This window comes from bacterium, assembly GCA_024224155.1.
GTDB lineage: Bacteria > Acidobacteriota > Thermoanaerobaculia > Multivoradales > JAHEKO01 > CALZIK01.
Map to the genome: position 1 here is coordinate 36,518 of JAAENP010000520.1, position 19,669 is coordinate 56,186.

Genomic DNA, 19,669 nt, shown 5'->3' on the forward strand with positions numbered 1-19,669 from the left:
GCGCCTCGGCGCGAGTCGGAATCCCCGCCCAGGGCCTCCGGGCGGGGATTCCGATCTTCGAGCGGGTAGAGTGAAGGCCCATGGCAGCAAGCTCGGGCCACGTGGCTCTGACCGAGGAGCGGGTGCACTATTCTCGAGATCGGCGATCCCATCTCATCGGCCCCGGAGCCTCGAGTGCGGCCGCGGCCGCGCGGTCGATTCTGGGTGCCCAGGCCCAGCAGGAGGGGCCGGCTCTCTTCGCTCTCAGCCGGCGCACGAGAGGCCGGCCGCCGGCTTCCGAGCTGCGGGAACAGCTTCTCGATGCGCGATCTCGCCGGCTGATTCGAACGTGGGGCCAGCGCGACACGCTTCACGTTTTCGATCCGCCGGATTGGCCGGTTGTCGTGGCTGCTCGTCGGGAGTGGCCGCAGAGCGGCCGGCGGGGAGCCCTGCCCAGCGAGCCGGATCTGGACGCGATCCGGTCTCTGTTTGAACGGGCCTCGGGTCCGTTGTTTCGGAGTGAGCTGTTCGAGGCCATTCCGAAGCGATTCGTCGATGAAGTGGCTCGACACCCGGGCGTGGCTGCCAGCGGTGGCTCCGCGGTTCGCTTCGCCGCAGCCCGGTTGGTCTGGCGCTTGGCGCTGGCCGGGGACATCTGTTTTGCGGAGAAGAGGGGCGCGGAGCAAAGCTATGTCCACCGGCGATTGTGGTTTCCGGATCTGGCGTGGCACGAAGATGATCCCACGGTCGCGGCGACCGGCCTGGCGCGCCGCTATCTGGGAGTCCACGGTCCCGCCAGCGCCGCGGATCTGGCGCATTTTTTCGGATCCGGGGTGAACGCCGCCCGGTCCTGGCTCGACCGTCTCAGCCCGGAACTTGTCGAGGTCGAGTGCGGTGAGCGCCGGGGTCTGTTCGCCTTGCGAGACGACCTGAAGGCCCTCACCGAGAGGCCCCCGAAGGGGCTCACCGGATGGCCGGTTACGCTGCTTCCGAAATGGGACACCCATCTCATGAGGCATCGGGACAAGAGCTGGCTCATGCCCGACGAGAGCGAGCGCAAACTGGTGTGGCGCAAGGCCGGGGACATCTCGGCGACCGCCGTGGCGCGAGGCCGGATCGTGGCGACCTGGACCCACCGGGTAACCAAGAGGCGAGTGAAGGTGACGGTTACGCCGCTGAGTGCGTGGCGCAAGCAGCACCTCGGCGGCATCAAGCGCGAGGCGGCCGCCTTTGCGGCCTTTCTCGAGGTGCCGGAGCTCGAGCTCAGTATCTGACGGCGACTTCGGCTGGTCCGACATCCGCCGGGCACCGAATGTCCTGCTACGCCCGCTTGTCGGGGAGAAGAAAGGACGCCAGGGCCGGCAGCAGGAGAATCGCGCCCAGCATGTTGACCAGAAACATGAACGTCAGCAGGATGCCCATGTCGGCCTGGAACTTGAGCGGCGAGAAAATCCAGGTGGCGACGCCGACCGCGAGCGTGATGCCCGTAAACAGGACGCCGTTTCCGGCGACGTGCAAGGTCTGGTGGTAGGCCTCCGATAGCGATTTGCCCTCTGCCCGGATGGTCTGCAGCCGGCTGTAGATGTAGATGCCGTAGTCGACTCCGATCCCGACTCCAAGCGCCACGACCGGCAGGGTCGACACCTTGAGCCCGATCTCGAGCAGGGTCATCAGGGCGTAGGCCAGCAGCGAAACCAGCCCGAGTGGAAGGACGACGCACAGCGTGCCTCGGACCGAGCGGAAGCCGAGCAGGCACAGCACGATGATCGCAGAGAAGACGTAGAGCAGCATCGGGAACTGTGCCGCCGAAACCGCCTCGTTGGTCGCCGCCATGACGCCGACATTGCCGGTAGCGAGCTTGAACTGCAGGTCCTCCGAGCCGAACTCGTCGTTGAAGGCCTTGACCTCGGCGACGATGCCTTCGATGGTCTCGGCCTTGTGATCGGTGGTGAACATCATCACCGGCATGACGCTGCAGTCCTCGTTCAGTAGGCCGGTGCTGGTCGGAATGTAGGCGATCGACTGCACCAGAACCGATTGATTGCGAGAGAGCACGCGCCACTTGAGCCCGCCCTCGTTCCAGCCGGCGTTGATCACCCGAGCGATGCCGGGAAGCGCGATCACCGACTGGACACCGGGCACATTGCGCATATGCCACTCGAAACGGTCGATGGTGTTCATGATCTCGTACTCGACGCAGCCCTCTTCCTTGGTCTCGACGATCACCGAGAGGATGTCGACGCCGATCGAGAAACGATCGCTGATGATCTCGCTGTCGATGTTGTAGCGTGAGTCCGAGCGAAGCTCGGGAACCCCACGGTGAAGATCACCGATTTTGATCTCCCGTGCTTTCCAGGCGCCGAACGCCAGAAACACGGCCGCGATCGTGACCACGATCGTCGCCGGCTTACGCTCGGACACCTGCGCTATCCGATCCCACAGGCCGGTGGTGTGCTGGATGCGCCGGTGCAGCCGTTTTCGGTAGGCATCGTCGATGCTCAGATAGGACGCGATCACCGGCAGCAATACGAGATTGGTCAGGATGATGGTGGCGACGCCGAGACTTGCGGTGATCGCCATCTCGCGAATCACCTGGATCTTGATCAGCAGGATGGTGATGAAGCCGACCGTGTCGCTGGCCAGAGCCACGCCGCCGGGGATGATCAGTCTTCGGCAGCCTTGGCGTGTCGCGATCAGGGCGTCGTCGACACCCGCCACGATCTCGGCCCGGATAGCGGTGATCATCTGGACGCCGTGGCTGACACCGATGGCGAACACCAGAAACGGCACCAGAATGCCCATCGGGTCGATGCCGAAGCCGAGGAGGGTCAGCAGGCCCAATTGCCAGACGACTGCGATGAGCGAGCAGACCAGAACGACGAGCGTGAGCCGGAAGGAGCTCGAGTAGAGGTACAGGAAGAAGGCTGTAATCAAGAAAGCCACGGCGAAGAAGACTAGGACGCGGCCCGCGCCGTGCGCGATGTCGCCGATGACCTTGGCAAAGCCGATCATGTGGACGTCGACCGGTGTCGCTTCGACGACCACGTCGACTTGCTCTTGGAAGCGTTGACGGATCTTCTCCTCGAGCTCATTGGCCACGCCGATGTAGTCGAGCGGCGCGCCGGTGTTGGGATTCACGTCCTGCAGCTGGGCGCTGATGATGGCGCCCGAGAAGTCGTTGGCGACCAGGCGGCCGACGATGCCGGCCTTGAGGATGTTCTCGCGGACCTGGGCGAGGTCCTCGGGGGTACCGGCAAACTCCGCCGGCACGACATTGCCGCCGGAGATCCCGTCCTCGACTACCTCGGTGAAGCGGGTATTGGGCGTGAACAGAGAGCTCACTCGGCCGCGGTCGACACCGGGGATGAAGAAGACCTCGTCCGTGGCCGCCTTGAGCGCCTCCATGAACTCGGGAGTGAAGATGTCGCCTTCTTTTGCCATCAACGCGATCAGAAGCCGGTTCGCGCCGCCGAAACCCTGGCGGTGCTTGAGGTAGGTCTGCATGTACTCATGCTGGAGGGGGAGCAGCTTGGCGAAGCCGGCGTCGATGTGAATCCGGCTTGCCCAGAAGCCCATGAACAGCGTCACGAGAACAAACAGGCTGATGACCAGTCGCCGGTTGCCAAAGACGGCGTCTTCGAGTTTGGTTTGCAGCGTGGATAGCATGGCGGGAGTCCCCCTTGGATCAGCCGTCTCCGAGCGTTGCTGCCGGGAGGATCGTGGCTCCGAACTCCCCGAACAGGATGAGACCGCCATCTGGCATTGGCAGCACGGAGGAATAGCCCTGGCGGTCGGGCTGTGCTTTGAGCGAGAAGGAGCTGCCTCCGTCCCGGCTCACCAGAATCGTGCCCTCGAGTCCGATGAGCACCACGGTGCCGTCATCCAGGCGGACTCCGTCGGTGAGCATGGCCTGGGTCCCAGAGTCCATCTCCTCCCAGGTGTCGCCGGCATCGTCTGACCGGAACAGGTGGCCGCGGAGGCCGAAGATCAGCAGCGAGTCGTCGTCGAGCGGCAGGGAGGAGAAAAACGAGCCCTCGTAAGGCGACGGCAGCGTTGTCCAGCTTTGGCCTTCGTCGTCCGAGCGATAGACCGTGCCCGCTTCGGCGGCAATGTAGAGGCGCCCGGACTCCGATCTCGCGAGGTGATTCAGATGGTAGTCGCCACCCTCGTCGTACGCGAACGGATCGACCTCGAGATTCTCCTCGGCGGTTGCGGCCGCCATCTCGACGAAAGTCCAACTGTCTCCGCCGTCGGAAGTGGTCAGAAAGTAGCCGTAGGCGCCGATCGCGACGCCGTTGTCGGCATCGTCGAACCGGACGTCCAGGAGCGGTAGCTGTTCCTCGGGAGCGGAGTAGACAAGCTCCCAGTTCGCGCCGCCATCGCGAGTTCGCAGGATTGTCGCGTCGTGGCCGACAGCCCAGCCGAGCTGGTCGTCGTGGAGGAAGACGGCGGTCAGCATCGCCCGAGTCGGCACCGAGTCGGCCTGTTGCCAAGTCGAGCCCTGATCGTGGCTGTACAGGATGTGACCCCGTTCGCCGACCGCGACGATCAGATCGCCGCCGGCAGCCGCGTCGAGAAGCAGAGACTCTTCGGCCAGCGACTTCTTCAGAGCGTATTCGACCTCGACTGTGGACTCGTCCTGAGCGTGGGCCCCGCCAAGGGCCATCAGGACAAGAGCGAGCGCGGCTGTCGCAGCCGGATGAAGGGATGGCCCGCCGGCGGGCCGCGGTGCACGATGCGTCATTCGAATACCTGCCTGCGCCAGGGCGCGAAAATGTGAACGGCCGGGTCGGATTCGACCCGGCCGTTGATGGGATTCACCACTCTAGCGGACGCCCGCTCTCCTGAGGGCGGCCGGGGTGTAGTCTTCGAGTTTTCTCACGACGTCGAAATCATACATGTCGTACTCGTTATCGAGACCGATGGCGAGGTAGCGACCCGCCTGAAGGTCGGTGTGGACCTCGAGTGTTGTCCACAACATCGGGACGTCGTAGTAGTTGATGACGAAGCCTTCCGAGACCCGCCAGAGCTGGTCGCGGTTGTCGTATTGGTCTACGGCGAGGATCTGCCAGCTGTCCTCGTCGAAGTAGAGCGTTCGTCGCTTGTACAGATGGCTGGTGCCCGGTTTGATGGTCGCGTCCACGACCCACACGCGGTGCAGCTCATAGCGCAGGTGCTCGGGGTTGACGTGCAGCGGCGCCAGGATGTCCTTGTACTTGAGCTGATCGCTGTGGAGCGCGTAGTTGTTGTAGGGAACGTAGAGCTCCTTCTTGCCCACCAGCTTCCACTCGTAGCGATCGGGTGCGCCGTTGAACATGTCGAACTGGTCGGAGGTCCGCATACCGTCGGCGGCGGTGCCGGGATTGTCATAGGCGACGTTCGGGGCCCGTCGGACGCGACGTTGTCCGGGGTTGTAGAGCCAGGCCGAGCGCGGCTCCTTGACCTGGTCGAGGGTCTCGTGGACCAGCAGGATGCCGCCCGCCAGCCGGGCCGGTGCGACGACCTTCTGCTTGAAGTAGAGGATCTTGTTGTCGAGGTCTTCCTCGGTCATCCCCTCCTGGCTGTAAACGACGTTGAACTCGTCTTCGAAGACCACCAAAGTGAACTTGCCGCTTCGAGTCGGAGCCGCCTGCGCCACCTTGCGGGCGGCGACGTTGCTGCGGAAGCGGGTGAGGTGGTTCCAGATCACCTCGGCTCCGACCTTCGGAATCGGAAAGGGAATGCCCATGACCGCGCCTGTGATGCCGTCGCCGCCCTGCACGAGCTTGGCCGTCTGGGAGACCTTCTTGGTGGCGTCGTAGATCCTCTGCGGATAGGAGGCGCTCCGATGCGACGGATACACCTTCATCTTGTAGGTGTCGTAGGTCTTGAGCAGCGCCTGGTGCCCGGGGGTCAGCTTGTCGGCGTACTGGTCGACGTTGGCGGCCGTGATCTCGAACAGCACGTCATCATCGGCGAAGGGATCGGGGTGATGGTCGCCCGGGGAGTAGCCGGCCGGCGGCGAGGTGATGCCGCCGGTCCAGGCGGGAATCGAACCGTCGGCGTTGGCGGCCTTCTCGGCGCCCAGCGGCGTCAGCTCGTCGCCGAGCTTGGCGGCCTCGGCGGCAGAGATCTCGGCCGTCGCCGGTGCGCAGACCACGAGGAGGAGCGCAAGCGCCGCTGGAATAAGAAACAGTGTTTTTCTTGACATAACGTTGATCTCCTGACTCTTCCTAGAAGGAGTATTTGACGTTGACGCCGGCAAAATCGCGGTCGTTGACCAGATTGTAGCGGCTGGCGCCCGAGAAGACGGTGTAGCTCAGGTCGAACTGCCAGGTGCTCTGGCGGTTGAAGCCGAGGCCCAAAGTCAGTGCGGTCCGGTCTTCGATGAAGTTGCCACCGGGCCCGGGAGAGACGCCCTCGACGTCGTGCTGCCAGGAGAACCGTGGCGACACGTTCCAGCCGCCGAACGCGTTGTTGTAGTCGAGCCGGCTGACCAGGCGGTAGCCCCAGGAGGAATCGTCGGCAAAATGGGAGGGATCCTCGATCGGCTTGCCCGCGTGTGAGCTGGGACCCAGGATCGCGTTGCCGCTGACGTAGGTGCCGGGCCCCTCGAAGCGGAGCTCGTCCTTACTGGGCAGATCGGGGACCTGGGTTATAGCGCCCTCCCAGAGCAGCACGCCCTGGTCGGCGCCCATGACCCGGCCCAGGATCTTGGTGATGGTCATCTGGAACTGGTTGACGTCGAGGCGACGAATGCCCGGGACGAAGGTCTCGAACTGGCCGGTGAAGTTGCCGACCTGGTTGAACTGGGCGAGCCCGGAGTTGAAGGGGCCCAGGGCCGAGAACAGGAGCTCGACGTCGTCAACCTGAAGTGGCGCGTCCTGCCGCTGCGAGAGCTCGCCCTGGACCGCATAGGAGCCGATCGCGGTGTTGAAGCTGATGCCGACGAGCTTGATGTCCTCGGGATAGGCGAGGAAGTAGTTGGCGGTCTGGGCGTAGGCGTCGGTGGCGAAGGCGGTGATGGTCGCGGCCGGGTTGCCGCCGGCCAGGGCCGTGTCGACGGCGGCGGTCGAAACCACGAAAGCCTCGGTAGCCGAAAGGCCTGCCAGGATTCCAACCTGGGCTCCGGTCGCGATGGCCTGGTCACGACCCGCGCCTCCGGTCAGGGCGGTCAATGCCGCAGTGCCGGCGTTGGCCATGCCCGAACCAGCGAGCGCGCCGGCGAGGGTGCCGGTGGTGCCGTTGATGGTCGGCAGCCGGCTGTGGAAGTTGAGGTAATAGAAACCGAACTCGGTTCCGTTCAGATTGGGAGCGAAGACTCGGAACGCCGCCCCGTACTGGCCGCTGTCGTCGGCGAATACGCTGGGCGCGCGCGGCACCCCGAGGAACGGGCGGTCGCTGAACGGAAAGGTAAAGTCGTCGGGCGAATCGCCGAAGCCGAGAAACACGTGGCCACCACCGTTGCCGGCGAAGTCGCTGGTGCTCCAGTAGCTTCCCGGCGGATCGATCTTGGTCCGGCCCCAGTCGTAGAGCCAGAGCAGCTCGAGCGAAGTGTTCTCGGAAGTTCCGACCGAGAAGGTGACCATGCCTTCGGGTGTGAGCGCCTCGCGCAGCTCCGCTCCCGGCACCCGGATGGCGCTGACGTCCACCGGATTGATCGTGTTGATGCCACCCTGGATGAACGTGCTCTCACCCCAGCTCAGGACTTGCTCGCCCAGGCGAATCTCAGCGGGTCGGCCGCCGAGGTCGAATTTGCCCCAGACGAAGGCGTCGAGAAGGTCGGCCCGGCTGCCGATCCGGTCCTTGGCCGGCTGGCTCAAAGGCGTACGCTCACGATCGCCGTCTTCGTTTTCTTCGTCATAGAAGCCGCGGAACCGGACGAACGTGCCGACGTTCTTGTAGCCGAGCTCGAGCTCGGTGGTGAGCTTGAGCACATTGCTGACTATGCCCTTGTCGTAGTTGAGGTTGCCGCTGTCGCCGTTGACCGAAAAGGCCGTGCCGCCCTCGGGCAGACCGACGATCGCGAGGTCAGGATCATCGAGCCGGTACTGGGCGCCCCAGGAGATCGTCGTGTCCCAGCTCCCGCTGAGATCACCCTTCTGAAAGTCCTTGGCCGACGCCGGGCCGATTGCAAGCAGCGCGATCGCTGCCAGCGTCGCCAAGAGGCAAGTGTGTTTCGTCATTACTATCCTCCGTTGGATTTCAGACACGGCTACTTGTCGTCCTTCTTGGATTTCTTCTTGCTGTTACTTGCGGTCCTGATCACCGTTCTAGACTCTCTGTGCCCCTTGAGCGCGCTCTTGTTCAGGTACATATCCTTGTACTGCCAGGTCGCGTAGAGGCCGAGCTGGTCGGCGAAGTGCGGGTTGAGTGTGCCGTCCGGGGCGAGGGGATTGCCGCTCTGCCCGGGAGCGATGACGTTCTCAGCGAAGATGTCGCCCTTCTTCAAGCGCGTGATCTGGTTGTAGGTGCCCCGGTTCATATGGGGCGTGTCGGGGACCGGTGCGGCACCGATCTGGCTCCAGCTCTGCATGGTTGCCTCGGCCAGCCAGGTGGACGTATCGGCCGAGCCGTACTCGGCCGTCAAGGCGTCCATGGCTGCCACCAAAGCGCCGGTGACAGCGCCGCTCGGCGTCTCACCGCCGAGGTAGCCGGGGTAGTTGAGCGGCTCGAGACCGGGGATCAGGAGCCGCGCCGCCATATTCGCCGCCACGTTTCTGTCCAGCGCTCCGCCGAGCTCATCGGCGAACACGCTGTTGATGAACGTCTCCCACCAGTTGTTGAAGATCGCCACCGCCGGGCTGTCGTAGAAGCCGTCGCGCGGGGCGAGATCGAGCTTCAACCTGTCCCAGGAGCCCAGAATGCCGAGGACTTCAGTCAGCCGGTCGTCGGCCGAAGCGTCGACCAAGCCGAGCACAACCGGCAGCATGGTCGAGACCGGTACGGTGGGCCGGCTCGACCCCAATCCCAACGGCGTATCCAGCGTCCAGCCGCCGATCAGGTTGGCGTCCTCGAGCAGGCCGACCGTCGCGGCGCCCGCGGGAACCGTCTCCATTACGTTGATCAGCGTTTGTACCCGGGCCACCGGACCCCACTGCCAGAACCCGCCGGTGGAGTTGAACCAGGCAACCGTCGGCTTGTTGTTCCAGTTGACGAAGTAGCCCTGCGCCGGGTTCGTCGCCTGCGGCAACGCCGCAAACGGAATGAAGCCCTGCCAGTCGGCCTGACCGTCGCCAATGTGCGGAAAGAACGGGCTGTCGCCCGGAGCGCGAATCGGGATCTTGCCGAGGTGGTAGTAGCCGATGTTGCCTTTGGTGTCGGCGGCGAGGAAGTTGAAATTGTGGCCTGCCATTGCGAGGTATTTTTCGGCCTTCTTGATGTTGCGCGACCGGTTCACTCCCAGGAGCGTTTCGATGCTGTCCATCTCGAAGCCACGGCTGGCGCTCTTGAGCGTGAACGCGAATCGGCCCTCCAGCACCTGTAGGACAGGGCCGTTCACGGTGCGGCAGAGCACCTGTGGCACGGGGCTGCCACCAGCGACGTTGAAGGTCTCCGAGCGGCAGTCGAGCGGCCGGATGGTCCCCTGGTACAGATACTGGGTCGGATCGGCCGGATTGAGCGTTTCGAGAACGACGTCGTTGTTGTCGGTGCCGCCGGTGGTCAGTGTCCAGGCGAGGCCCCGATTGACGCCGATGGTGACTCCGGGCAGGCCGGCTACCGAGGCGCCGTTGGCGTTGTAGCCGCCACCATGGATGCCGATTTCATGGTTGATCTGCGGAACCGAGTAGCCCTGCTGTGGTCCGCCCAGAAGCAATGGATAGCCGGTCGCCGACAGCTTCGAGCCGATGGCGATGGCGTTCGAGGCCGGGCCTCTCCGAAGCCCGATCTTCTCAAGATTGCGTTCCCAGCCACTCCAAGATCGTTTCCAGGCTCGTGCCGCTCGCTGGACATCGAAGTCCGGAAGGGCCGGCAAGGGTGCCCCCGCCGACGATGAGGAGACCTTGGCGATCGCCGCGGCGCCCGGAATCGTCGTCGGAGAGGTCGGGTCGAAGACCCAATGCGAATCGAAGAAGATCGCCGGACCGGCGGAGGTGCCGTTGATCGCCAAGAGCTCGGCGAGATTGGCCAGAAAGTTGGGCTCATTCTCGCCGGCGACGCCAAAGTTGAACAGCAGTGCCATGCCCCAGGCCACCGAGTCGTCGGTCGTCCAGGGACGCGGCACGAGGCCGGTCGCCTGGAACTCCGGCGGAAGCTGGCCGGTGGCGCTCGCCTCCGCGATCCATTGGTTAACCCCAGCGGCATAGGCGCGCAGGATCTTCTTGGTCCCCTTCGAAGCCGCGAGAAACTCGGCCCGTCGGAACTCCCTGGGACCGAAGAGAGCGCGCGCCTGGACGTCGCCGGCGAGGGCTGCCGGCCCTTGGATCTCGGCCAGGGTGCCGGTGGCCGTTCTGCGATGAAGCTCCATCTGCCAGAGCCGATCCTGGGCGGTGGCATAGCCGACCGCGCGCCAGGTCGCCTTGAGGGTGTTGCCGAAGACGTGCGGCACTCCGAAGTCGTCGCGGATTATGGTGGCCTTGCCCGCCCATGCGGGCCCGGCGGCCGTGATCGCGACCACGACAACGAGCAGCACCGGCAAGAGGCATCTGCGGAAAACGTGATTCATGAATGATCCTCCCGTTCTGATCGGGCAGGTCTGGCCCGCTGGCAGCTCCATCCCTGCGTCTGGCGGGCGGGGCCATGAGCCTCGCCCGGGTCTCCTTCTGTGCAGTCCCCAATTGTAGGGACAGCTAGTTTACTCTGCCCCGCGCCCGGGGGCGGCTGATTCTGCTACCCGTGAAGGTAGTAGAGGAGATACCCTTGCCGGTGCATCCTTTCCCCCCGTTCCCCGTATCAAGGCCATGGCTGGACGACAGACCCTCATCTGGACCCTGCTGGCGCTGGCGCTCGGCGCCCGGCTGGAGGCCGCACCGGGATCCGAAACCCCGGCAGCAGCGCCGCAGCCGGCCGCCACGATCGTCTTCGAGAAAGTCAACGTTGTGGGGACACGCCCGGGTCAGAAAAAGCTCCGGCGCAAGCAGACCGTCGTTGTCGAGGACGGCCGGATCGTCACGGTCGGAAAGTCCAAGAAGGTGGAGATACCCGAGGGGGCCACGGTTATCGACGGTCGCAAGAAGTACCTTCTGCCCGGGCTCGCGGACATGCACGTCCATTTGAGTTTTCTGGAGACCCTGCCCGAGAACATGACCGTCGAAGACGCTTACACGCTGCTGCTGGCCAACGGCGTGACTTCGATTTACGAGATGTGGGGCTTCGACTCGTTGTTTGCATGGCGGCGCCAGCTCGAGCGTGGAGCAGTGCTGGGGCCGCGCCTGTTCTTCGCAAGTCCAGCGATCCGGGACGATCGGGTCTCTGGAACGGCGGGCGCCGAGAGCGCTGTACGCAGTTACGTCGACACCGGCTACGAAGCCATCAAGGTCCACACACCGATCGATCGGGCCACCTATCGGAGGGTTCACGAGGTCGCTCGCGAGTTGGGTGTGCCCGTCGTCGGCCACGCGGCACGCCCCGGGATCGAGTTCTCGGAGACTCTCGATCAAGGCACGCGAATGCTCGCCCACGTCGAAGAGCTGCTCTGGGTCGAGGACCCGCAATCGATCGCAGAGATCGACGTGGCGATCGCGGCAGTCGCGGACAACGTCGCGGCGCTGGCGGAGAGCGAGACCTGGCTTGCCACCACGGTGGTGGTCCAGGACGTGTTCACCAAGACGGCCAATGATGAGACGTTCGCCCAGCAGCTCGCATCGCCGCTGCTGAGCTACTTCCCGGCCTCACTGAGGAGCGCCTGGGAGAACGACAATCCGAACCGAGGCACCGGTGCCCCTCTTTCGGTTTTTCAGAAGGTTCTGGATTCTCATGTCGCGGCCGTGGGCGAGATGAAGCGGCTGGCGGCGACGGATCGCCTTCTGGTGGGTACCGACGGCGGCGGCCCCGACCTGGTTCTGCTGGGCTTTTCGATTCACGACGAGATGGCGCTGTTGGTGCGGGCCGGACTGTCACCGCGGGAAGTGATTCGCGCCGCGACCTACAGCCCGGCGGTCTTCCTGGGTCTCGAGGATGTCTCGGGTTCGGTCGAGACCGGTAAGCAGGCCGATCTGCTGCTGATCGACGCGAACCCGCTCAAGAAGATCTCCAGGCTCAAGCGGAGTGCCGGAACGATGGTGCGCGGCACCTGGCTCGGCGCCGCCGAGCTCCAGGCTCGCCTGGACGAGCTTGCCGAGAGGTTCCGCTAGGCGCCGTTCGAGAGCCTGGGTCCCCTCAGGAATGCGAGGGAGCGCGGTCGAGAATCTGCCGGGCTCGCAGCGCCAGCACCTTCGGGGCAAACGGCTTGATCAGGTAGAAATCACACACCGAGTCGAGGACGGTCTCGCTCTGGGAATAGCCGGTGAGAAGCCCGATGCGGACGTGCGGCAGTTCCTTGCGCAACGTACGGGCCAGGTCGATTCCGTTGAGCTTGGGCATGACGATGTCCGAGATCAGGAGGTCAATGGTGCCGTCGAAGGACCGGGCTATCTCGAGCGCCTCCTCGCCGTTCTCGGCCGCAAGCACGTGATAACCCTGTTGAAGCAGCAGGTTGGTGAGCAGCGAACGAACCGCCGGTTCGTCCTCGGCAACGAGCACGGTTTCCGAGCCGTGCAGGTCGGCCATCGGAGTGGTCTCGTCATCGATGACTTCGGGCCGGTCATCGACGGTGGGCAAGAAGATCTCGAAGGTCGTGCCCAACCCGGGCTGGCTCGAGAAGTAGACCGAGCCGCCGTTCTGTTGAACTGCTCCGTAGACGGTGGACAGTCCGAGTCCGGTGCCCTTGGAGTCGTCCTTGGTGCTGAAAAACGGCTCGAAAATCTGATCTTGGATCTCCTCAGGTATTCCAGTTCCGGTGTCGCTGACCGCAAGCCGGATCCAGGGTCCCTTTCCCGACAGCGCGTGGCGGGTGTTGAGGACCCTTTCCGAGTCGAGGCTGCGTGTGCTGATGCGAAGGATGCCGCCCTCGGGCATCGCGTCGCGAGCGTTGATCACCAGATTGATGATGATCTGCTCGAGCTGAGTCGGATCGGCGCGGATGAAGTCGTCTTCCGCCTCGAGCTCCGTGACAAGCTCCACGTCTGTGGCTATGAGCCGGCTGAGCAGCTCGTTCATGTCGGCGACGCTTTGGTTCACGGACACGATCGTTGGCGCTAAGGCTCTTCTCCGGCTGAAGGAGAGGAGTTGGTTGGTGAGAGCCGCGCCGCGCTTCGAGACGGCCTTGATCTCCTCGGCATGACGGGTCAGCGAAGAGCTCGCCGGCAGGGTCATGCTGATCAGGTCGGCGTACCCGATGACCGCGGTAAGCAGATTGTTGAAATCGTGCGCGACCCCGCCCGCCAACCGGCCGATCGCTTCCATTTTCTGGCTCTGCCTCAGCTCGCGCTCGAGCTGCTTGGTTGCGGTGATGTCGTGCAAGATGCCGCGAAAGGCGGTAGCGTCACCCTTGGCATCCCGCACGGTGTTGATCGATGCCAGGACGGTGAGCGGCCTGTCGTCCTGGGCCTTCAGGTGCAGCTCGACGGCATGAACCGACCCCTCTTCCATCAACCGTCGCACCAGTTGTCTGCGTTCCTCTGGATCGACGTAGAGATCGCGGCCGAGGTCGGCGTTGAGTAGGTGTTCTCTCGACTTGAAGCCGAACAGCTCGACGCCCGCCGGATTGATGTCGATGAATCGTCCGTCAACCGTGCTGATGTAGATGACGTCGTGAGATTGCTCGAAGAGAGTTCGGTACTTCTCTTCGGACTCGCGGATGATCTCCTCGGACTCCTTCTGCGATGTGATGTCGTAGATCGATCCGACGTAACCGAGAATCTCACCGGTATCGTTGAGCAATGGCGCAGCGAAACCTTCGACCCAGACAATGCTGCCGTCGGGTCTGAGCACGCGGTACCCGCGCCCCCTGAGCGGGCGCTGCCTCTTTATGGCGTCGTTCCACTCCGCGACCTTGAAGTCCCGATCCGCGGGATGAATCGCGTCGCGCCAGCCGTCCTCCAGGGCTTGTTCCAGAGACAGCCCGGTGATGTCGCTCCAGGCCTTGTTGACGTAGAGGGTTTTGCCCTGGGGGTCGGAGTGGAAAATGCCCGTCGGCGAGTGCTCTGCGAGCGCCCGGTAGCGCTGATCGCTCTCCCGCAGCGCCTGTTCGATGGCGGCTCTCTCTGCGACTTCAACTCGCAGTTCGGTGCTGGCGTCGGCGAGCTCGGCCGTGCGGCTGTGTACCTCGGCCTCGAGCGCGGCGTGCCGGGCTCGGAGCTCGTCGTTGGCGACAAGCAGTTCCTCCGAAGTCATCTCGAGCGCTCTTTCGAGAAGCTCATGGTCGAGATCGGCCTGCTCGTAGGTTTGGCTGACGGCTTCCAGGAGGGCTTCGAGCTCGGGGGAGAGCTCATCGAGTGTCCCGAGCGACTTTTTGAGCTGTCGTTTCAGCAGGGGATGCACGCTAGGCCTCGGAGGAGGTCGCACGGGGGACAGTGTTTGATCCCGCTTCGGTGGTCAGAATCGAATCAGGGCGGAGGCCCAATGAAATCCTGCTCCGAAAGCTGTCATGAGCACGAGATCGCCGCTGTGGAGGCTTCCGCACTCTCGTGCTTCCACCAGCGCGAGCGGGACGGACGCTGAGCCGGTGTTTCCGAACCTCTCGACATTGGAGAACACCTTGCCGGCCTCTAGCTTGAGGGCCTTGCCGACTGCCTGGATGATTCGCTGATTGGCCTGGTGTGGGATGACCAGGTCTACGTCGGAGAGCTCCCGACCGGCCTTTTCCAGGACCCTTCGCGCGGAGGTGGACATGCGACGCACCGCTTCCTTGAACACTTCGCGACCGTTGAAATCGACCTTGAGAAACTCGCCGGACTCGGCCAACTCCCTGGAGAAAGGTTTCTTGGTGCCCCCGGCCTCCCGTTGCAGGATATCGGTCCGGGAGCCGTCGGTTCCTGCGACACAGGCGAGGATCTCCGCGGCCCCTTCGCGAGCGCCGACCACCGCCGCGCCGGCGCCGTCTCCGAACAGCACGCAGGTACTGCGGTCGCTCCAGTCCATCAACTTGCTGATCAGCTCGACACCGATGACCAGGACGGTACCGTTCTCGGTCGTGATCCGGCTCCGTGCCAGGTCGAGGGCGAGGACGAAACCAGCACAACCACTGCCTCCGAGATCGTAGGCCGGGATCTCCTCGAGGCCCAGGCGGTGCTGCAGAAAGGCCGCGGTATCGGGCGTGTAGACCTCGGGCGTGTCGGTGGCGACGATGAGCTCATCGATCTCGGCGGGTGCGACGCCCGCATCGGCGAGAGCGGCCAGTGCCGCCTGCTCGGCCATGTCGGCGGTGGTCTCCTCGGGCGCGGCGATTCTCCGGGTCTTGATGCCGGTGCGCGAGGTGATCCACTCGTCGGAGGTGTCGACATAGGCTGACCAGTCTTCATTGGTCATCACGCGGCTCGGCGCGTAGGCGCCGAAGCCCAGAATGCCGATGGGCCTCATGCTGTCGCCACTCTATTCCACAAGGGCTTTGCGAAAAACCCCCGCGCGCGGTCACACCTCCGCGCGGAATCGACCGCGGCTCACACCCAGAGCGGCACGAGCTTGAACTCGTCGACGTCGACCAGGCCTTGATCGGTCAACTTCAGGTGCGGAATCACCTCGAGCGCCGAGAAACTCATGGCCATGAATGGATCGTGCAATTCGGATCCCAGGTCGTGTGCCGCTCCGATCGCCTCGTCGAGTTGGCTTCTCACCTCTCTGATCGGTCGGTCGCTCATCAGTCCGGCGTAGGGCAGAGGCACTTCTGCGAGGATGTTTTGTCCGTTGGCGACGACCATCCCGCCTCCGAGCTCCGCCACTCGCCGGGCCGCGGACCACATCGAGCCGTCGTCCGCGCCGACGACCACGATGTTGTGATGGTCGTGTGCCACCGAAGACGCCAGCGCGCCTTCGCGAAGCCCCATTCCCTTCACAAAGCCCTTGCCAACCGAGCCCGTGGATCGGTGCCTCTCGATGACCGCGATCTTGAGCAGGTCGCGGCCGGGGTCTGAGAGCGCGAAACCTCCGTGAATCGAGAGTTTCTCGGCCAGCGACTCGGTGACCAGTTGGTTCGGGACGATGCCGATTACCCGGGCGGTCTCGCCCTGGGCCCGCACGGCGAACTCCACCCTGTCCCAATTGACGTTCATCGTGCTGCGCAGCGGGTATTCGGGGTCGGAGGAGACCGGCTCGACCATTTCGCCGTTTCGCGCCACGAGTCTTCCGCCTCGATACACCGCCATTGCACGGGGGGCCTGGAGATCATCGAAAATGATGAAGTCCGCGCGCCGGCCGGGGGTGATTGCTCCGCGGTCGTGGAGCCGAAAGTACTCGGCCGTGTTCCAGGTTGCCATTCGGAGCGCGGCGATCGGGTCGATCCCCTCTTCGACCGCCGTGCGCACCATGAAGTCGATGTGACCCTGATCGAGCAGATCGGCGGGCTGGCGGTCGTCGGTGCAGAAGCAGATCCGATGGTGGTTGGCCTCGGTAACCAAGGGCAGCAGAGTCTTCAGGTTTTGGGCGTTCGTGGCCTCTCGGATGAAGATCGTCAAGCCCAATCGAAGTTTCTCCCGAGCCTCCTCGACCGTGGTGCACTCGTGGTCGGACTGACATCCCGCGGCGACATAGGCAGCGAGCTCTTTGCCCGTCAAGCCCGGACAGTGGCCGTCAATCACCATCTCGGAGAAGCCGGCGAGCTTGTCCATCACTTCGGGATCGCCCATGACGACGCCGGGGAAGTTCATCACCTCGGCCAGGCCCAGGACCCAGGGGTCGGCCTTGAACGAAGCCAGGTCGTAGCTGCGCAGGTTGGCACCGTTGGTCTCCATGTCGGTGGCCGGAACGCACGAGGAGGCCATCACGTACATGCTGAGTGGGCCGCGCTTGGCGTTTTCGAACATGAAACGGATTCCGTCTAGGCCGAGCACGTTTGCGATTTCATGGGGGTCGGTAACGACCGTGGTGGTTCCGGTCGGCACGACCGCGCCCGCGTACTCGGCCGGAGGCACCAAGCTGCTTTCGATGTGGACGTGGGCATCGATCAGGCCCGGCGCGAGATACGCGCCGCCGAGGTCCACTACGTCCTTGGCCTCGTAGTCGTCGCCGATCCCGACGATCCGTGATCGCGCCGTGGCGACGCTGGTTTCGAGAATCTCGCCGCTCAATACGTTGACGAGGCGAGCGTTGCGGAAGAGAAGGTCAGCCGGTTCCTCGCCGCGTGCGTAACGAATGATCTCTGAGATTCGCACCGATAGGGCCTCGTGTGGGCGGGCATTCTACACCCGGCTCGGGTGCCTTGCCGTCGCTCGGCGAGGGGCCGGGGATCGAGATCGAGCCCGACAGGCTTCCCGAACCGGGACCACCGGACATCCGAGTTGACAGGACCGTATAATGCCCGAGGATCAGGTCGGCGTCTGCCGGCCGAAGACTCACGAGGTTGTAGCCAAATGGACGAAGGAAATCAAGTGTTCCCGCCGGGTAGCTCTGCGGCCCTGCTGGTAATTGAGTTCCCGAGCTTTCGGGACTTTATCGATGCCTACTCGCCGATGATTTCGGAGGAAGGCATCTTCATCCGCAATGCGGATGTCTCCGAGAGCAATGCGTTCTCGGTCGGTGATCGGGTCGATTTCGAGGTGCGCCTCAAGGACGACTTCCGCCTGATACAGGGTTCGGGTGAAGTCGCCTGGTTGGGCTCCGCGGAGGCAGCCGACGGCGCCGCCGGAACCGCTATCCGCTTTCACGACGTCGACGCGCCGAGCCAGCGGCTGATTTCCCGGCTGGTGGGCAACTACGTCCGCGATGGTGGCAAGCTATTCGAAGTCGGAGGGCCGGCTGCAGACCTCGAGGCCATGCCCGCGCCCGACGCGGGGGGAGACGCGGAAGCGTTGGAGTCGGCGGCTCAGGATGAGCTGTCGGCGGGTCCGCGGCTCACCGCCGAGACGCTGCAAGCAAGCGAGGCCGACGCCCTGTTCGCGACCCAAGTCGAGGATCTACCTGAAGCGCCGCTCGAATTCGAGAGCGTTTCACCCGACGAAGTCGAGCCGAGCGATCTCGGACCAGAGGCGCTCGACGACACGGATGACGGCCCGCCCGAGATCGGGTTCGGTCTCGAGGAGCCGATCGGCCTGGAGACCATCGCGATTCCGTCCGGGCTGGTAGCGGATCTGGCCGACGAGGCCCAGGCCGGCGCGGACGAACCGGGTGCAGCCGAACCCGAGCGACCGGAGAGTCCGCCGGCAGACCTCGAAGGCTTCGTGCTCGGAGAACCGGCCGAGCAGGAGGTAGGGGAACCGGGGCCACTGCAGGAACAGGTCGAGTTGCCGTCGATCGCCGAAGGCATTGCGGAAGGCGAGGCGGCACTCGAGGCCGTCGAGGATCTCGACGGTGCCGATTCGACCGCGCCGATCGAAGCTCCGCTCGAGGAAGATCTAGCCGAGGTCTCCCGGGAGGGGACCGCCGAACCGCTGCAGACGGACCTCGACGGCTCGGGAGGATTTCCCAGCGAGATCGCGCAGGTTGCGGAGGAGCTGTCGGGCGTTCATCAGTACGATCCGCCGGCAGACGAAGAGGCCAGCTCGGTGACCTATGCCGGATCGGCCAGCGTCAGGTCCGAGAGGAACACGGGCGGGCGGATAGCGGCTATTGTGGTCACGTTTCTACTGCTTGGCGCGGGAGCATTCTATTTCGGCGACACGATTCGCGGTTTCCTGGGCATGGGCGGAGGCGCCGACGACCCAGAAATGTCGGAGATGGTGCGCGCGGGCGAGGCCATGCCGGTGCCGGCGGTCGCTCCGTCTGCCGACGACTCCGGCGAGGCCAAGTCGAGCGCTTCCGAGGGGAGCGCTGCGGTCGACTCCGTTGAAGGTGCCGTTGAGCTGCCGACGTCCGAGGCTGTTGTTGAGGGTGTTCCCGCGGCCGGTGATCGGCCGGCCACTTCCAGGCCCGAGCCACGACCGGCGGCACTCGATCCACTGCAGGACGAAGGCGGGGTGCGCCGTGTCGAGCGAATCACCTGGCGCGAAGTGGGCGAGTCGACGGTCATAACCGTGCGTTCGGACACCGAGTTTTCGAAGGCCAGCGTCGAGACCGTGCGCATCCGCGGAGGCGCTCCGCGTGTGGTGATCAAGATCCAGGGAGTCGAGACTGCGTATTCACCGAACGCGATCGCGATCGGCAACCGTCACGTTCTCAGGCTGAGGACGGGCTTGCATCGGGTGGATGGCGGCAGCTCGCTGCACGTGGTCGCGGACCTGGCGAGTGCGGATGTGTCGATTCTTTCGGTCGAGCCGAAAGGGCGCAACCTCGAGATCACTTTGTCCTAGGAGTAGGCTTCGAAGGCGGCGGCCAGCCCGCGACCGACTTCACGCGAGGAGTCGCTCCGGTGCAGGATCTCCTCGAGGCTCGAAAGCAGCGACAGGACCGAAGTGCGGCGGCATGACTCGCCCATGAGGCCGATCCGCCAGATCCGCCCGGCCAGCTCTCCGAGTCCGCCGCCGATCTCGATGTTGTAGCCGTTCAGCAACTCCCGACGAACCGCGGCATCGTCGACGCCCGCTGGGACATGGACCGCATTGAGCATCGGTAGCCGGTGCTTCCGGGCTACAAACGGGGAGCA

General features: G+C 64.4%; 12 protein-coding genes. 3 read left to right on the forward strand and 9 right to left on the reverse strand.

Annotation, left to right across the window (positions count from 1 at the left end; all coding sequences use genetic code 11):
• Positions 1-80 precede the first annotated feature (80 nt).
• A complete protein-coding gene (locus GY769_24645) occupies positions 81-1,253 on the forward strand; it encodes a winged helix DNA-binding domain-containing protein (GenBank protein MCP4205111.1) in 1,173 nt (390 codons plus the stop codon).
• Positions 1,254-1,299: 46 nt separating this feature from the next.
• On the opposite strand, the gene GY769_24650 is transcribed toward GY769_24645, so the two are convergent.
• The 5 genes from GY769_24650 to GY769_24670 form a co-directional block, all read right to left on the reverse strand.
• Positions 1,300-3,633 (reverse strand): RND family transporter, encoded by a 2,334-nt coding sequence (locus GY769_24650; GenBank protein ID MCP4205112.1) that lies wholly within the window; start codon positions 3,631-3,633, stop codon positions 1,300-1,302.
• Between the two features lie 31 nt (positions 3,634-3,664).
• Positions 3,665-4,723: a hypothetical protein gene (locus GY769_24655; GenBank protein ID MCP4205113.1), complete on the reverse strand. Its 1,059-nt coding sequence runs from the start codon at positions 4,721-4,723 to the stop codon at positions 3,665-3,667.
• Between the two features lie 81 nt (positions 4,724-4,804).
• Positions 4,805-6,169 carry a DUF1329 domain-containing protein gene (locus tag GY769_24660; protein ID MCP4205114.1) on the reverse strand — a complete coding sequence of 455 codons (1,365 nt, stop codon included), beginning with the start codon at positions 6,167-6,169 and terminating at the stop codon, positions 4,805-4,807.
• 22 nt (positions 6,170-6,191) lie between these two features.
• Entirely contained in the window at positions 6,192-8,144 is a 1,953-nt protein-coding gene (locus GY769_24665; protein ID MCP4205115.1) for a DUF1302 domain-containing protein, read from the reverse strand.
• A 29-nt stretch (positions 8,145-8,173) separates the two neighbouring features.
• Positions 8,174-10,624 (reverse strand): penicillin acylase family protein, encoded by a 2,451-nt coding sequence (locus GY769_24670; protein MCP4205116.1) that lies wholly within the window; start codon positions 10,622-10,624, stop codon positions 8,174-8,176.
• A 235-nt stretch (positions 10,625-10,859) separates the two neighbouring features.
• Here GY769_24670 and GY769_24675 point away from each other — a divergent pair, with 235 nt between their 5' ends.
• Positions 10,860-12,251: an amidohydrolase family protein gene (locus GY769_24675; protein ID MCP4205117.1), complete on the forward strand. Its 1,392-nt coding sequence runs from the start codon at positions 10,860-10,862 to the stop codon at positions 12,249-12,251.
• Between the two features lie 25 nt (positions 12,252-12,276).
• On the opposite strand, the gene GY769_24680 is transcribed toward GY769_24675, so the two are convergent.
• The 3 genes from GY769_24680 to ade all read right to left on the reverse strand — a co-directional run bounded on the left by GY769_24680 (position 12,277) and on the right by ade (position 17,303).
• On the reverse strand, positions 12,277-14,478 hold the full coding sequence (locus GY769_24680) for a PAS domain S-box protein (protein MCP4205118.1): 2,202 nt from the start codon (positions 14,476-14,478) through the stop codon (positions 12,277-12,279).
• A 54-nt stretch (positions 14,479-14,532) separates the two neighbouring features.
• On the reverse strand, positions 14,533-15,516 hold the full coding sequence (locus GY769_24685) for a ketoacyl-ACP synthase III (protein MCP4205119.1): 984 nt from the start codon (positions 15,514-15,516) through the stop codon (positions 14,533-14,535).
• A gap of 80 nt (positions 15,517-15,596) precedes the next feature.
• Complete coding sequence (gene ade / locus GY769_24690; protein MCP4205120.1) at positions 15,597-17,303, reverse strand: adenine deaminase; 1,707 nt, start codon at positions 17,301-17,303, stop codon at positions 15,597-15,599.
• 198 nt (positions 17,304-17,501) lie between these two features.
• Between ade and GY769_24695 the strand changes: the two genes are divergently transcribed.
• Positions 17,502-19,376 (forward strand): hypothetical protein, encoded by a 1,875-nt coding sequence (locus GY769_24695; GenBank protein ID MCP4205121.1) that lies wholly within the window; start codon positions 17,502-17,504, stop codon positions 19,374-19,376.
• Here the strand turns inward: GY769_24695 and GY769_24700 are convergent.
• Positions 19,373-19,633: a hypothetical protein gene (locus tag GY769_24700; GenBank protein ID MCP4205122.1), complete on the reverse strand. Its 261-nt coding sequence runs from the start codon at positions 19,631-19,633 to the stop codon at positions 19,373-19,375. The genes GY769_24695 and GY769_24700 overlap by 4 nt on opposite strands.
• Between the last annotated feature and the right edge of the window lie 36 nt (positions 19,634-19,669).

Bases quoted from the DNA above. Each gene is read 5' to 3' on its own strand.
- GY769_24695 (MCP4205121.1), top strand. From the start codon at position 17,502: ATGGACGAAGGAAATCAAGTGTTCCCGCCGGGTAGCTCTGCGGCCCTG.
- GY769_24655 (MCP4205113.1), bottom strand. From the start codon at position 4,723: ATGACGCATCGTGCACCGCGGCCCGCCGGCGGGCCATCCCTTCATCCG.
- GY769_24665 (MCP4205115.1), bottom strand. From the start codon at position 8,144: ATGACGAAACACACTTGCCTCTTGGCGACGCTGGCAGCGATCGCGCTG.
- GY769_24675 (MCP4205117.1), top strand. From the start codon at position 10,860: ATGGCTGGACGACAGACCCTCATCTGGACCCTGCTGGCGCTGGCGCTC.
- GY769_24685 (MCP4205119.1), bottom strand. From the start codon at position 15,516: ATGAGGCCCATCGGCATTCTGGGCTTCGGCGCCTACGCGCCGAGCCGC.
- GY769_24645 (MCP4205111.1), top strand. From the start codon at position 81: ATGGCAGCAAGCTCGGGCCACGTGGCTCTGACCGAGGAGCGGGTGCAC.
- GY769_24670 (MCP4205116.1), bottom strand. From the start codon at position 10,624: ATGAATCACGTTTTCCGCAGATGCCTCTTGCCGGTGCTGCTCGTTGTC.
- GY769_24660 (MCP4205114.1), bottom strand. From the start codon at position 6,169: ATGTCAAGAAAAACACTGTTTCTTATTCCAGCGGCGCTTGCGCTCCTC.
- GY769_24700 (MCP4205122.1), bottom strand. From the start codon at position 19,633: ATGCTCAATGCGGTCCATGTCCCAGCGGGCGTCGACGATGCCGCGGTT.